Here is a 13,918-nt window from a genome sequence, read left to right on the forward strand (position 1 = left end):
GCTTAGGCAGCAAGGATAACCGATGGTAGCGCAAAAGCGGTTCGATGCAGGGTCGCTCGATTGAAAAAAGGGCAAGTATGTGTACGGAATGCATCAGTTTTCACGCCGATGCACGCAGCATCACTTCGGGCAAAAAGGTTTCATAAAATACAATTGCCGTGATACACTTTTCGTCTGCCGCCGACCTCGATTCGTCGTTGCCGAAGACCCGACCCTTTGCCTTCCTGCCCGTGTTGCGACCTCTTCACCACCTGTTCCTGTCCACGGCCCTGCTGGCCGGCGAAGCCGGCGCCGAACCGCGTCCAGGCGAGTCGGAGACCCGCCGCGGCCTGCACGCCACCCGCATCGCCGACGCCGAGACGCCGCGCATCGACGGCGTGCTGGACGACCCGGCATGGCGCAACGTGCCGGTCTACGAGGACTTCCACAAGCACGATCCACGCGACGGCGTCGCGGTGCCGGCGGCGCTGCGCACCAGCGTGCAGCTGCTGGTCGACGGCCAGGCGCTGGTGTTCGCGATCCGTGCCTGGGACACGCTGCCCGGCGCCTTGCGCGGCACCCTGGCGCGGCGCGACAAGGTCGACCTCGACCAGGACTTCATCGGCCTGTGGGTCGACCCGGTGGGCCATGGCCGCGCCGCCCAGTTCGTGCGCATCAACACCGCCGGCGTGGTGAGCGACGGCGTGCACCGCGCCGACGACGACGAATCCGACCTCGGCCCCGACTTCCCGATCGACGCCGCCGTCAAGATCCTCCCCGACGGCTACAGCATGGAAGTGCGCTGGCCGCTGGCCAGCCTGCGCTTCCCCTATGCGGGCGGACGCAACTGGCAGGTCATGGTCGAGCGCAGCGTGCCGCACGCCGACGGCATGCTCCTGGTCAGCGCGCCGCTCGAGACCGACGCCCTGAACTACCTGGTCTTCCTGCGCGGGATCGAGGGCATGGGCACGACCGTGGAAACGGTGCGCGACCGCCGCTTCATCGAGCTGCGTCCCGAACTCACCCTGCGCGCCGAACGCAACCGCCACGAGGGGCTGCGCGGGCGCGATTCGGCCGTCGAGGCCGGCCTCGAAGTCAATGTCCGGCCGCGCGCCGACTGGGTCTTCAACGGCATCCTGAATCCCGACTATTCGCAGATCGAGGTTGACCAGCCGGTCTCGAGCGGGGCCAGCAACATCGCCCTCAGCCTGCCCGAGAAGCGCGGCTTCTTCCTCGAGAGTTCCGACGTGCTGGGCCTGGGCCTTCCCGCCTTCTATTCGCGCACCGTGTTCGACCCGCAGTGGGGCGCGCGCGCCACTTGGCGCTCCGCGCAGATGGACGCCACCGCGATGCGCCTGGGCGACGACCCGGGCGGGCTGGTGCTGCGCGGGCGGCCCTACGAGACCCAGGAATACCAGCAGGCGCGGCAATCCACCGCCACCCTGGTGCGTACCCGCTGGCATGGCGACGGCCTGCTGCTGGGCGCCTTCGCCTCGCGGCGCGACTACGGCGCCTTCGGCGCCAACCAGGTGCTGGGCCTGGACGGCCAGTGGCGCGCGACCGGCGCCGACGGCGTGCAGCGCCAGTTCGTGCTGAGCGCGATGCATGCGCGCACCGACGCCGGCTTCGACCAGGCGCTGGCCCTGGTGCGCACGGCGCGCCGCGGCGGCGGCTACCTGCGCGCCAAGGCCATCCACAGTTCGAGCGCCTGGTGGAACGAGGCCGAGGTGGAGGCGATCGCGCCCGGCTTCGTGAACGACAACGGCTTCGTGCCCCAAGCCGGCGTGGTCAAGCTCAATCTTGACATCAACCGCATCCTCGGCCAGCAGAGCCGCCTGGGGCCGCTGCCGGTGAACTTCTACGAGTTCGAGGCCCACCTGGGGCTGCACGAGATCCGCACCCTGCGCGACCGCCACGGCGAGCAGCGCGGCAACGAGGTGGTGGAGCGCAAGATCCGGCCCGGCTTCTGGTTCTCGGCGCCTTACCAGACCCGCATGTGGACCCAGCTCGGCTTTGACCGCCAGCGCGCGCGCCAGTTCGGCAAGCTGCACCATACGCCGGCCCTGCACTTCGGCCTGGAGACGGTGCCCGCGCCCTGGGTGGCCAAGATCGCGGCCGAGGTCACGCTCGGCCGCCAGCTCGACGTCGACGCCGACCGCGTGGGACCCGGCGGCAACGTCACCATCGACGCCAACCTGCGTTTCAAGCTGCCGCGCGGCTGGGCGCTGGAAGCCGACCACCATGTCAACCGGGCCTGGGTCCAGGGTACGCTGGGCCATCCGGCCTTCGCCGACAATGCCTGGCGCTGGCTGGCCATGCTGCATTTCAGTCCGCGCGATTCATTGCGCCTGCTGGCCCAGAACACCTGGGCCGCGCGGCGCGACGACGGCATCACCCAGCTGCCGGCCTGGAACGAACGCCAGATCCACCGCTCCCTGCTGTATCGCTACCGCTGGCGCCACGGGCGCTCGGTCTCGACCGGCTATGTCGACGACCGCCAGCCCGTGCAAGGCAGCAAGCGGCGCGCGCTGACCGTGCAGATGCAGTGGGAAGTCTGAGCCGGGGAAGGCGGGCCGCTGCCAGGATGGCGCGGACAGGGTAGAATTCCGGCATCGGGGCGCTGCGCCCCTTCTGCAGAAGGACGACCTTCCCCTCGTCGAGGGTATCCGTTCCGGGACGGCCCGGCTTTCCTGTGAGGAGGGCCGGTCATGGCCTGGATCATGTTGTTCGTCGCCGGTGTCTTCGAAGTCGTGTGGGCCTTCGCCATGAAGCGCTCGGACGGCTTCACGCAAGTCATTCCCACGCTCGTCATGGCGGTCACGATGGTGGCCAGTTTCGTATTGCTGTCCCTGGCGATGCGCAGCATCCCGCTCGGCACCGCCTATACCATCTGGACCGGCATCGGCGCGGTCGGGGCCTTCGTGGTCGGGGTGGCGGTGCTGGGCGAGGTCTTGACGCCATTGCGCGTGCTGGCCGCGGTGCTGATCGTGGCGGGGCTGGTCTTGATGAAGCTCTCGTCGAGCTGAAGGAAGCGGCGGGCGGCGTAGGCCGCCCGCGCTGGAAGCATCAGAACGCGGCGATGCCGGTCTGCGCGCGACCCAGGATCAGCGCGTGGATGTCGTGGGTGCCTTCGTAGGTGTTGACCACCTCGAGGTTGACCATGTGACGGATGATGCCGAACTCGTCGGAGATGCCGTTACCGCCCAGCATGTCGCGCGCGACGCGGGCGATGTCCAGCGCCTTGCCGCAGGAGTTGCGCTTCATGATCGAGGTGATCTCGACGGCGGCCGTGCCTTCGTCCTTCATGCGGCCCAGGCGCAGGCAGCCCTGCAGGCCGAGGGTGATCTCGGTCTGCATGTCGGCCAGCTTCTTCTGCACCAGCTGGTTGGCCGCGAGCGGCTTGCCGAACTGCTGGCGGTCCATCACGTACTGGCGCGCGGTGTGCCAGCAGGCTTCGGCCGCGCCCAGTGCGCCCCAGGCGATGCCGTAGCGCGCCGAGTTCAGGCAGGTGAACGGACCCTTGAGGCCGCGCACTTCCGGGAAGGCGTTTTCTTCAGGCACGAACACATTGTCCATGACGATTTCGCCGGTGATCGAGGCGCGCAGGCCGAATTTGCCGTGGATGGCCGGGGCCGACAGGCCTTTCCAGCCTTTTTCCAGCACGAAGCCGCGGATCGCGCCTTCGTCGTCCTTTGCCCAGACCACGAACACGTCGGCGACCGGCGAGTTGGTGATCCACATCTTGGAACCGGTCAGCGAGTAGCCGCCCTCGACCTTGCGGGCGCGGGTGACCATCGAGGCCGGGTCGGAACCGTGGTTCGGCTCGGTCAGGCCGAAGCAGCCGATCCATTCGCCGGTGGCCAGCTTGGGCAGGTATTTCTGCTTGGTCGCCTCGTTGCCGAACTCATAGATCGGGACCATGACCAGCGAGGACTGCACGCTCATCATCGAGCGGTAGCCGGAGTCGACGCGCTCGACTTCGCGCGCGATCAGGCCGTAGGCCACGTAGTTCAGGCCCGGGCCGCCGTATTCCTCGGGAATGGTCGGGCCCAGCAGGCCCAGTTCGCCCATCTCGCGGAAGATCGAATTGTCCATCTGCTCGTGGCGGAAGGCTTCCAGGATGCGCGGCTGCAGCTTGTCCTGGCAATACGCGGCGGCGGCGTCGCGCACCATGCGCTCGTCGTCGCTCAGCTGGCTGTTCAGGAGCAGCGGGTCATCCCAGTGAAATTGTGTGCGGCTGGTCTTGCGGGGCGAATCGGAAGGGGTCATCGGAAATCCTGTCTCTGGGTTCTTGTAAGACGGCGGGCGCAGCCAGCCTAGCCTGATCATTATAGGAAGCCGGCCCGGCTGCATCTTTTGAAACAGCGACAGGATTTTTCAGATTTGGTGTGAGGGCAAGACCGGCCCCCGGCGGGATCAGGGCGTCGGGGTGCTGCCGAACTTGCCGTTATGGAAGATCAGCGAAGGCTGGGGATGCACCTGGCAATCCTCGACTTCGCCCACGAAGATGACGTGGTCGCCTTCAGGGTAGCGGCTGCGGTTGTGGCACTCGAACCAGGCCGAGACGCCCTTCAGGATGGGCTGGCCGGTGCGCGACAGTTCGTAGTCGACGCCCTGGAAGGGATTGTCGCGGCGGCGCGAGAAGCGCAGGGCCAGTTCTTCCTGGCCGGCGGCCAGCACGTTGATCACGTAGTGGGAATTGCCGCTGAAGATGGGCAGGCTGTTGGCGCCCACGCCCAGGCTCCACAGGACGAGCGGCGGCTCCAGCGACACCGAATTGAAGGAGCTGGCGGTCAGGCCGCGGAAGCTGCCGTCCTCCAGGCGCGTCGTGATGACGGTGACGCCGGTGGCGAACTGCGACAGCGCGAGGCGGAAATGCGTCGAATCGAAACCGCGCGCGGTGGCGCGGGGAGAGCGTGTGTTCATTGGGACCCTGGATGTTGGCGCCATTATGCCACCGACGCGCGATTCCTTGCCGGGCTCGCCCGTTTCCAGACAACAAAATGCCAAATGGCGTGCCATCCTGCCAACAGAACGGAGGCCGGGCGGCCGGTATCCTGCAGGGACGACTCGTTTGCGCTACATTAGTCAATATAGAAAACAGATGTCGGGGTCAATATGAGTGAGCAAGCGAGAACCGAAGTCGCCATCCTGGGTGGCGGCTGCTTCTGGTGCGTCGAGGCGGTGTACCTCGAGGCAAGGGGCGTGACGAAAGTGGAATCGGGCTATATGGGCGGACAGGTGGTGAATCCCAGCTACGAGCAGGTCTGCACCGGTACCACCGGCCATGCCGAGGTGGTGCGCCTGGAGTTCGATCCTTCGGTGATCAGCTACCGCGACATCCTCGAGATCTTCTTCACGATCCACGATCCGACCACGCCCGACCGCCAGGGCAACGACGTGGGGCCGCAGTACCGCTCGGTGATCTTTACTACCTCGCCGGAACAGGATGCGACGGCGCACAAGGTGATGGCCGAGATGGCGGCGGTCTGGGATGCGCCGATCGTGACCCAGATCGTGCCGGAAGAGACCTGGTACAAGGCGGAGGATTATCACCAGAACTATTTCGCGCAGCATCCGCTGCAGGGGTATTGCGCATTCGTGGTGGCGCCAAAGGTGCAGAAGTTCCGGAAGACTTTTGCGGAGCGTTTGAAGGCGTAAAGGCTGATTCGGTGGCGCTGGCGTGCCACCGTGTAGCCTTGCAGTGACAGCTGCGGATCGTCATTTCGGCACTGCTCGAAATGGCTTACTGCTGACGCGGGTACTCAATTTAGGCGTGCGTATCGGCTGCTCGACGAACTTGGATTCCCGCCTGCGCGGGAAGTCATTCTCGGCAGTGCCGAGAATGACGACTCGAGGGTCGGCGGCCGAAGCTAGGCCGCCGGCCCTGCACTCAGCCGTACATGTACTTCCTCGACCACGGCATCGAAGCCGGGTCGCCTCCCGCCTTCCCGCACACGATTTGATACAGGCTGATCCGGTCATGTGCGAAGGCATAGGCGCAGCCGGCCAGGTAGACATGCCAGATGCGGAAGCGCTTGGCGTCGGTCAGGGTGCGGATGTGCTCCGCATTGCTCTCGAAGTTCTCGGTCCAGATCGCGCAGGTGCGGGCGTAGTGCTTGCGCAGGTTCTCCACGTCGCGCACTTCCAGCCCGCCTTCCTGCATCGCCCGCACCACCGTCGCCAGGTGGGCCAGCTCGCCGTCCGGGAACACGTATTCGTCGATGAACTGCCCGCCGCCATAGGGCGTCGAGCCGTTGTTGACGTCGGTCGTGGTGATCCCGTGGTTCATGGCCACCCCGTCCGGCGCCAGCAGCTGGTTCACGCGCGAGAAATACTCGGGCAGGTGCTGCACGCCCACGTGCTCGAACATGCCCACGCTGGTGATGCGGTCGAAGCTGCCCTCGACGTCGCGGTAGTCCTGCAGGCGGATCTCGACCTGGTCTTGCAGGCCAGCCATCAGGACCCGCTCGCGCGCCAGCCGGAACTGGTTTTCCGACAGGGTGACGCCCACGCAGCGCGCGCCGAAGCGTTCGGCCGCGCGCAGCACCAGGGCGCCCCAGCCGCAGCCGATATCGAGCAGGGTCTGGCCGGGCCGCAGGTCGATTTTCTTGAGGATGTGGTCGATCTTCTTGACCTGGGCCGTGGCCAGGTCTTCGTCGCCGTTCTCGAAATAGGCGCAGGAATACACCATGTTCGGATCGAGCCAGGCGGCGTAGAACTCGTTCGAGACGTCGTAGTGGTAGCGGATCGCCTCGGCGTCCTTCTCGCGCGTGTGCGCCGAACCAAGCCGCAACCCGGAGAGCAGGCCGCGCGGCTTGTCGTCCATGACCCCGGAGGCGGCCAGCGCGTTGCCGACGTCGATGATGTCGGCCGCCCGGCCCTTGACCTCGATCGCCCCCTCCACGTAGGCACGGCCCAGGTTGTACAGCGACGGGTCCTTCAGGTAGCGCAAGGCGGATTTGTCGGGCACGCGGATGGTGACGCGCGGGGTTTCGGAGGAGAGCTCGATCTGCTCTCCGTTCCAGAGTTCCACGCGCAGCGGGATGGACAACTGTTTGCGCAAGCCTGCGCTCCAAGCAGAGAGCTTGATCTGGTCGAACACGGTCACCTCCGAAGTGGTGGCCGGCCGAGGCTGCCAGCCGGCCTTGCGATTGCCAACGGTGGGGCGTCCGTCGCCGCCTGCCTGCGGTCGGGGGCTGCGCGTCAGGGGCCGGGCGCCATCTAGCCAGAGTGGGAAATAGCTGAGACCAGTATCTGGCTTAACAGTTCACTATCAAGCATAGCAGGCTGCGCAAAGCCGTGCTGAGCTCACTCCATTTTGAGGGAGCTCAAGCGGTGTCAAGGCTGCAGGCGCTGGCGCGTCCAGCTGCCGTCGGCCTGGCGCTCGTAGACGATGCGGTCGTGGAAACGCGAGCGGCGGCCCTGCCAGAACTCGAGGCGTTCCGGCACCAGGCGCCAGCCGCCCCAGTTGTCGGGGCGCGCCGGATCCTCGCCGGCCTGCTGGGCCACCGCCTCGTAGTTGCTTTCGAGGGCGGCGCGGTTCTCGATCGGCGCGCTCTGGCGCGAGGCGATCGCCGACAGGCGGCTCTTGAGCGGACGGCTGCGGAAATAGCGGTCGCTTTCCTCGGCCGAGGTGCGCTCGACCCGGCCCTCGATGCGCACCTGGCGCTCCAGCTCGCTCCAGAAGAAGAGCAGGGCGGCCTGGGGGTTGGCCGCCAGGTCCTGCGACTTCTTGCTCTCGTAATTGGTGTACCAGGTGAAGCCGCGCTCGTCGAACTGCTTGACCAGCACGATGCGCGAGCTGGGGCGGCCGTCCGGGGCGACCGTGGCCAGCGACATCGCGTTCGGCTCGTTGACCTCGGCCTTGAGCGCCTGCTCGAACCACTTGGTGAACTGGAGCATCGGGTCGTCCAGCACGTCGTCCTCGCTCAGGCTGGCCTGGCCATAGTCCTTGCGCAGGTCGGCCACCGCCTGGCCGATGGCCGAGGTGTCCTTGGACTGGGCCTGGGGCGCGGCCCCGATGCCGCGGCGCGCCTGCATGGCGGCGCCCAGCCTGGCCATCTGTTCCGGCGAGAACAGGCGCAGCGCCATCGGCGCGACCACGCTTTCCTCGCGTTCCATGTGGGAGGTGTAGCGCTGCACGAAGCGCTGCACGGCGCTGGCCGAGAGCGTGGCTGCGCCGCCTTCCTTGATCAGGCTGAGCTGCTCGTGCAGGTCTTGCCACAGCGCGTCCATGTCCTTGTGGTCCTGCAGGATCACCGGAACCAGGGCCTGCAGGGTGGCGGCGTCCTCGCCCTGGGCGACCGCGCGCAGCATCGGTATCAGATCCTGCTCCTCGTCCTCGTGGTGCAGGTGGGCGGCCTTGTCGAAGTAGCGCAGGATGGCCTCGGCCGCCTGGCGCGCCTGCTCGTCCGCGCCATGCTCGGGCAGGTGGGACAGCAATCTTTCCAGCGTGCCAAGCTGCTTGCGGATCCGGCCGTGGCAGTGCTTGAGCACGGCGATCGGCTGGTCGAAATCGGGGGCGGCGTCGTGCAGGACCTGGTTCATTGTCGTATTGTTGACACGCGAAAATTTTTGATTGACTAGGTGTTATTTTAGTGCAGTCACGAAAATTCCGTCCGGTAAAATATAGGGATGAACACCATCAACACGCATATCTTCGCGGCAGCATTGGAAGAGGAAGTCGACTTCGCGCGCCGCTTCGGGGGCATCGCTCGCCTGTATGGCGAGCGTGCACTGGAACGTTTCCGCGCGGCGCACGTTTGCGTCATCGGCGTGGGCGGCGTCGGCTCGTGGGTCGTCGAGGCGCTGGCGCGCAGCGCCATCGGCCACCTGACCCTGATCGACCTCGACAACGTGGCCGAATCGAACGTCAACCGCCAGATCCAGGCGCTCAGCTCGACCATCGGCCTGCCGAAGATCGAAGCCCTGCAGCGTCGTATCGCCGAGATCAATCCCTTCTGTAAGGTCACCCTGGTCGAAGACTTCATCGACGTGGACAACATCCCGGCGATGGTGGCGGACAAGGGCTTCGACTACGTGATCGACGCCATCGACAGCGTCAAGCCCAAGGCGGCCCTGATCGCCTGGTGCCGCGCCAACGGCATACCGCTGGTGACGGTGGGCGGGGCCGGCGGGCAGACCGATCCGACCAAGGTCGAGATCCGCGACCTCGCGCGCACCGAGCAGGAACCGCTGCTCAAGAAGGTGCGCAAGATCCTGCGCGCCCAATACGGTTTCGCGCGTGGCGAAAAGAACAAGTACCACATCGACGCGGTGTTCTCGATGGAGCCGCTGCGCTATCCGGAGAGCGGCGACGCCTGCGCGGTCGATCCCAACAGCGTCACCGGCCTGAACTGCGCGGGCTTCGGCTCCAGCATGGTGGTGACCGCCACCTTCGGCATGGTCGCGGCCGGCCAGGTGCTGCGCAAGCTGGCCGAGGCCGCCAACGCGGCCGCCACCCAGGAGCGCGAGGACGCGGCAGTGCAAACTGTGCAAGGAGTAGAGGCCTTGCTATCATAGGCTCCGTTGAATCCTTCACACGGAACCCCCATGATACGTCGATCCGCCTTCCTCGCCCTGCTGCTGGCCGCCGCGAGCGTGCATGCGCAGGACAGCACCCAGCAGGACGCCAGCAAGCCTACCACCCAGCCGCCGCCCGAGACGCAGCAGAGCGCCACGCCGCCCGCGACCCCGCCGGCCACGCCGCCGGTCGAGGCCCCGCCGGTCCAGCCTGAGCCGCCGGCCGCGCCGGCGCCCCAGGTCGAGATCATCGACCGCGTGGTGGGCAAGGGCAAGGAAGCGACCCTCGGCAGCCACGTCTACGTCAACTACACCGGCTGGCTGCACAAGCCGCTCGCGCCCAAGCAGCGCGGCCGCAAGTTCGATTCCTCGCTCGACGCGGGGCGCACCCCGATCGATTTCCAGCTCGGCGCCGGCCGCGTCATCAAGGGCTGGGAGCAGGGCGTGGCGGGCATGAAGGTGGGCGGCAAGCGCACCCTGATCATCCCCAGCGCGCTGGCCTACGGCAAGCGCGGCGCCGGTGGCGTGATCCCGCCCGACGCCGACCTGATCTTCGACGTGGAACTGATGGAAGTGAAGTAAATCCCATAGACTCGACAAGCGGAGGACGGGCATGAGAATCGCGAACGATGTCACTGAGCTGATCGGCAACACACCCCTGGTCAGGATCCGCAAGCTGGGCGCCGGGAGCGGGGCCGAGATCCTCGGCAAGCTCGAGTTCCACAATCCGGCGCACAGCGTCAAGGACCGCATCGGCCTGGCCATGATCGAGGCCGCCGAGGCGGCCGGGCTGGTCAAGCCTGACACCATCATCGTCGAACCCACCAGCGGCAACACGGGCATCGCGCTCGCGATGGTGTGCGCCGCGCGCGGCTACCGCTGCAAGCTGGTGATGCCCGAGACCATGAGCAACGAGCGGCGCATGCTGCTGCGCGCCTATGGCGCCGAGCTGGTGCTCACGCCCGGTGCCGAGGGCATGCTGGGCGCGATCCGCCGCGCCGAGGAGCTGGTGGCCTCCGACCCGCGCTGCTTCATGCCCCAGCAGTTCAACAATCCCGCCAACCCCGAGGTGCACCGCCGCACCACCGCCGAGGAGATCTGGCGCGACACCGACGGCAAGGTCGACATCCTGGTGGCCGGCGTGGGCACCGGCGGCACCATCACCGGGGTGACCGAAGTGATCCAGGCGCGCAAGCCCTCCTTCCAGGCCATCGCGGTGGAGCCGGAGGCTTCGCCCATGCTCTCGAAAGGAACCAAGGGGCCGCACCCGATCCAGGGCATCGGCGCGGGCTTCGTGCCGCAGGTGCTCAATACCTCGGCCTATGACGAGGTGCTCACGGTGAAGAACGAGGACGCCTTCGAGACCGCGCGCGCGGCCGCGCGCGAGGAGGGGCTCCTGGTCGGGATTTCGTCGGGGGCGGCGCTATGGGCCGCGGTGCAGGTGGCCAGGCGGCCGGAGAATGCCGGGAAGATGATCGTGACGATCATCCCGTCGTTCGGCGAGCGGTATTTGAGCACGGCCCTGTACGCGAACCTGGCAGGGTAGGCGCCGAGCTTCCGCGTGCGATTTTGGCCCCTGGCCAACGAGCCAACCGGGCCAATGCGGTTGCCGAGGCCAAGGGCGAAATGCATGAGACGTGGCCGAAGTAGTGGCCGCTACCTGACCCGCACATCGAAACAACGTCGTCCCGGCGCAGGCCGGGACCCAAGTGCCTCAACCTACCACCAGAGCATCACCTCACCCCGCAACCCTCAATGCGCATGCGCCTTCAAAGCGCAATGGTGATGCGTCGTCCCTTCCTCCACCTGCAGCGTGCAGTGATGGATCCCGAAGTCCTCGCGCAATCGCGCCACGATATCGTCGAGCACCGCATCCCCCGGATACCCTTCCGGCATCACCAGGTGGGCGGTCAGCGCCGTCTCGGTCGTGCTCAGCGCCCAGATGTGCAGGTCATGCACCTCGTTCACACCGGCCCACTCCGACAGGAAGGCCGACACCTTGCCCGCGTCCACCGACGGCGGCACCGCCGCCATCGACAGCTGCACCGATTCGCGCAGCAGCGACCAGGTGCCCGCCACGATGACCACCACGATCACCAGGCTCACCGCCGGGTCGATCCAGGTCCAGCCGGTGGCCAGGATCGCCAGTCCCGACACCACCACGCCCAGCGACAGCGCCGCGTCGGCCGCCATGTGCAGGTAGGCCCCGCGCACGTTGAGGTCGTCCTTCGCGCCTTTCATGAACAGCCAGGCCGAGAAGCCGTTGATCAGCACCCCGATCGCCGCGACGATCGACACCGTCGCGCCCACCACCGGGGCCGGCTCGGTGAAGCGCTGCACCGCCTCCCAGGCGATGGCGCCGCAGGCCACCAGCAGCAGCACGGCGTTGCCCAGGGCCGCCAGGATGGTCGAGCCGCGCAGGCCGTAGGTGTAGCGGCCCTTGGGCGCGCTCTTGGTCAGTACCGCCGCGCCCCAGGCCAGCATCAGGCCGAGCACGTCCGACAGGTTATGGCCGGCGTCGGCCATCAGCGCGGTCGAGTGGGCGATGAAGCCGTAGACGAATTCGATCGCCACGAACAGGATGTTGACCGCGATCGCCAGCGCGAAGGCGCGGCCATTCGTCCCCGGCGCCGGGAGGTGGTGGTGGTGATGGCCGAGGCCGTGATGATGTCCGTGCCCATGCCCATGCCCATGCCCGTGCCCGTGATCGTGATGATGATCGTGCTGATGGTCGTGGCCGTGCTGGTGGGAGTGCCCGTGATGGTGATGGGTCATGCTTCGAGTCCGGTGGCGGGTTCGGCGATGTGCTCGAACATATTGATGAGCAGGCCGCTGATGTGGGCGTCGGCGGCGGCATAGAAAACCTGCTTGCCCTGGCGCTCGGCTTTCACGATGCGGGCGGCGCGCAGCAGGCGCAGGTGGTGGCTGACCAGGGAACTGGACAGGTCGAGCAGAGCCGCGATGTCGCCCACCGCCGTCGGCTGCGCGAGGCAAGCCAGCACGATGCGCAGGCGGGTCGGGTCGCCCAGCAGGTGGAACAGGTCGGCCAACTGGTCGATCGCTTCGGCAGACGGTGCTTCCGCCAGGCCGGTGCTGTCGGGTTCGGGGTGCATGGTCGTATTCAACATATGAAGATTTGTTCACATGTTAGATCAAAGACGCGAGCTCGGCAAGCGCCGGCTCTGGCAAAAGGAAGAGCGTGTTGGTTTTTCGCCGGTGCGGTTCGATAATCCCCGTATGAATCCCATTGATGCCACCACCGAAGCGTCCTTCCGCAGCGCCGGCCCGCAAGCCCTGGCGGCGGCGCTGGAAGATGCGCGCGCCCGCACGCTGGCGCTGTTCGATCTTTACATGGCCGCCGGCCTGGACGACATTGCGCGCGTGCCCCTGCTGCCGATCGTGAACCCGCCGCTGTGGGAGCTGGGGCATCTTGCCTGGTTCGCCGAGTGGTACCTGCTGCGCGGCGCACGTTCGAGCGAGCCCGGCGCGGCGCAGCAGCCTTCCATGCTGGCAGGCAGCGACGCCTGGTTCGATTCCAACCAGGTTCACCACGACACGCGCTGGAGCCTGCCGCTGCCGCCCACCCAGGAAGTGAAGGCCTACGCCAGGGCGGTGCTGGACGGCGTGCTGGCCAGGCTGGCGCGCGAGCCGGCCGGGGACGGGGCGCTGTATTTCTACCGCCTGTGCCTGGCCCACGAGGACATGCACGGCGAAGCTTTCGCCTACACCCTGCAAACCCTGGGGCTCGACTGGCCCAACCGTCCGCGCGCGCCAGCGCGGCCGCCTGGCGGCGAGTTGCACTTCTCCGGCTGCAGCGTGATCCTGGGCAGCCGGCCGGAGGCCGGTTTCGTGTTCGATAACGAAAAATGGGCGCATGCGCGCAAGCTGGCGCCCTTCAGCATCGACGCCGGGCTGGTGACGAATGCGCAGTACCTGCGCTTCGTGGAGTCAGGCGGCATGGCGCCGCAGGGCTGGGAGCGCGGCCCGCATGGCTGGCAGGCGCCGCGCTTCGGCCGGATGGAAGCGCTGGACCCGGACGAACCGGTGCGCCACGTCAGCCTGCCCCAGGCCCAGGCCTATTGCGCCTGGGCCGGCCGGCGGCTGCCGCTGGAAGCCGAATGGGTGATGGCCGCGCAGTCCGGCAACCCGGACTTCCGCTGGGGCCAGTTGTGGGAGTGGACCGCCTCGCCCTTCCTGCCCTTCGAGGGTTTCATGGCCGACCCTTACCGCGAGTATTCGGCGCCTTACTTCGGCAGCCACCAGACCCTCAAGGGCGCGTCCTTCGCCACCCCGGCGCGCCTGCGCTCGCCGGCCTTCCGCAACTTCTACGCGCCGCAGCGCAGCGACATCTTCGTCGGCTTTCGCACCTGCGCCTGACGCGGACGCGGACGCGAACGCGAACGTGGACGCGGAA

General features: G+C 67.1%; 13 protein-coding genes. 7 read left to right on the plus strand and 6 right to left on the minus strand.

What is annotated here, in order from left to right; translation table 11 throughout:
- Positions 1-230 precede the first annotated feature (230 nt).
- The gene (locus B0920_RS15915) at positions 231-2,537 is read left to right on the plus strand and encodes a hypothetical protein (RefSeq protein ID WP_143745801.1); all 2,307 of its coding nucleotides are present in this window, start codon (positions 231-233) and stop codon (positions 2,535-2,537) included.
- Between the two features lie 150 nt (positions 2,538-2,687).
- Positions 2,688-3,005 (plus strand): multidrug efflux SMR transporter, encoded by a 318-nt coding sequence (locus tag B0920_RS15920; RefSeq protein WP_078033646.1) that lies wholly within the window; start codon positions 2,688-2,690, stop codon positions 3,003-3,005.
- Between the two features lie 40 nt (positions 3,006-3,045).
- On the opposite strand, the gene B0920_RS15925 is transcribed toward B0920_RS15920, so the two are convergent.
- Together B0920_RS15925 and B0920_RS15930 are read right to left on the minus strand one after the other, a co-directional pair.
- A complete protein-coding gene (locus tag B0920_RS15925) occupies positions 3,046-4,248 on the minus strand; it encodes an acyl-CoA dehydrogenase (protein WP_078033647.1) in 1,203 nt (400 codons plus the stop codon).
- A gap of 147 nt (positions 4,249-4,395) precedes the next feature.
- Positions 4,396-4,905 (minus strand): flavin reductase family protein, encoded by a 510-nt coding sequence (locus tag B0920_RS15930; protein ID WP_078033648.1) that lies wholly within the window; start codon positions 4,903-4,905, stop codon positions 4,396-4,398.
- 192 nt (positions 4,906-5,097) lie between these two features.
- On the opposite strand from B0920_RS15930, the gene msrA reads away from it, so the two are divergent.
- Positions 5,098-5,640, plus strand: a complete 543-nt coding sequence (gene msrA, locus B0920_RS15935; RefSeq protein ID WP_078033649.1) for a peptide-methionine (S)-S-oxide reductase MsrA — start codon at positions 5,098-5,100, stop codon at positions 5,638-5,640.
- A 232-nt stretch (positions 5,641-5,872) separates the two neighbouring features.
- On the opposite strand, the gene B0920_RS15940 is transcribed toward msrA, so the two are convergent.
- Both B0920_RS15940 and pdxH read right to left on the minus strand, forming a co-directional pair.
- The gene (locus B0920_RS15940) at positions 5,873-7,084 is read right to left on the minus strand and encodes a cyclopropane-fatty-acyl-phospholipid synthase family protein (protein WP_078033650.1); all 1,212 of its coding nucleotides are present in this window, start codon (positions 7,082-7,084) and stop codon (positions 5,873-5,875) included.
- Positions 7,085-7,320: 236 nt separating this feature from the next.
- Positions 7,321-8,529, minus strand: a complete 1,209-nt coding sequence (gene pdxH, locus B0920_RS15945) for a pyridoxamine 5'-phosphate oxidase (protein ID WP_078033651.1) — start codon at positions 8,527-8,529, stop codon at positions 7,321-7,323.
- 87 nt (positions 8,530-8,616) lie between these two features.
- On the opposite strand from pdxH, the gene tcdA reads away from it, so the two are divergent.
- The 3 genes from tcdA to cysK are packed head-to-tail and all read left to right on the plus strand — an operon-like array spanning position 8,617 to position 11,050.
- Positions 8,617-9,504 (plus strand): tRNA cyclic N6-threonylcarbamoyladenosine(37) synthase TcdA, encoded by an 888-nt coding sequence (tcdA, locus tag B0920_RS15950; RefSeq protein WP_078033652.1) that lies wholly within the window; start codon positions 8,617-8,619, stop codon positions 9,502-9,504.
- A gap of 30 nt (positions 9,505-9,534) precedes the next feature.
- Entirely contained in the window at positions 9,535-10,086 is a 552-nt protein-coding gene (locus tag B0920_RS26150) for an FKBP-type peptidyl-prolyl cis-trans isomerase (protein ID WP_078033653.1), read from the plus strand.
- Positions 10,087-10,117: 31 nt separating this feature from the next.
- Entirely contained in the window at positions 10,118-11,050 is a 933-nt protein-coding gene (gene cysK / locus B0920_RS15960; protein WP_078033654.1) for a cysteine synthase A, read from the plus strand.
- A 206-nt stretch (positions 11,051-11,256) separates the two neighbouring features.
- Here cysK and B0920_RS15965 read toward each other — a convergent pair whose 3' ends face one another.
- Both B0920_RS15965 and B0920_RS15970 read right to left on the minus strand, forming a co-directional pair.
- Positions 11,257-12,279 (minus strand): cation diffusion facilitator family transporter, encoded by a 1,023-nt coding sequence (locus tag B0920_RS15965; protein WP_078033655.1) that lies wholly within the window; start codon positions 12,277-12,279, stop codon positions 11,257-11,259.
- Positions 12,276-12,617 carry a helix-turn-helix transcriptional regulator gene (locus B0920_RS15970; protein WP_078033656.1) on the minus strand — a complete coding sequence of 114 codons (342 nt, stop codon included), beginning with the start codon at positions 12,615-12,617 and terminating at the stop codon, positions 12,276-12,278. The genes B0920_RS15965 and B0920_RS15970 overlap by 4 nt, the downstream gene beginning before the upstream one ends.
- A 124-nt stretch (positions 12,618-12,741) precedes the next feature.
- Here B0920_RS15970 and senA point away from each other — a divergent pair, with 124 nt between their 5' ends.
- Entirely contained in the window at positions 12,742-13,881 is a 1,140-nt protein-coding gene (gene senA, locus B0920_RS15975; protein WP_179119196.1) for a selenoneine synthase SenA, read from the plus strand.
- Positions 13,882-13,918: the final 37 nt, after the last annotated feature.

This window comes from Massilia sp. KIM (assembly GCF_002007115.1).
Classification (GTDB): Bacteria; Pseudomonadota; Gammaproteobacteria; order Burkholderiales; family Burkholderiaceae_D; genus Telluria.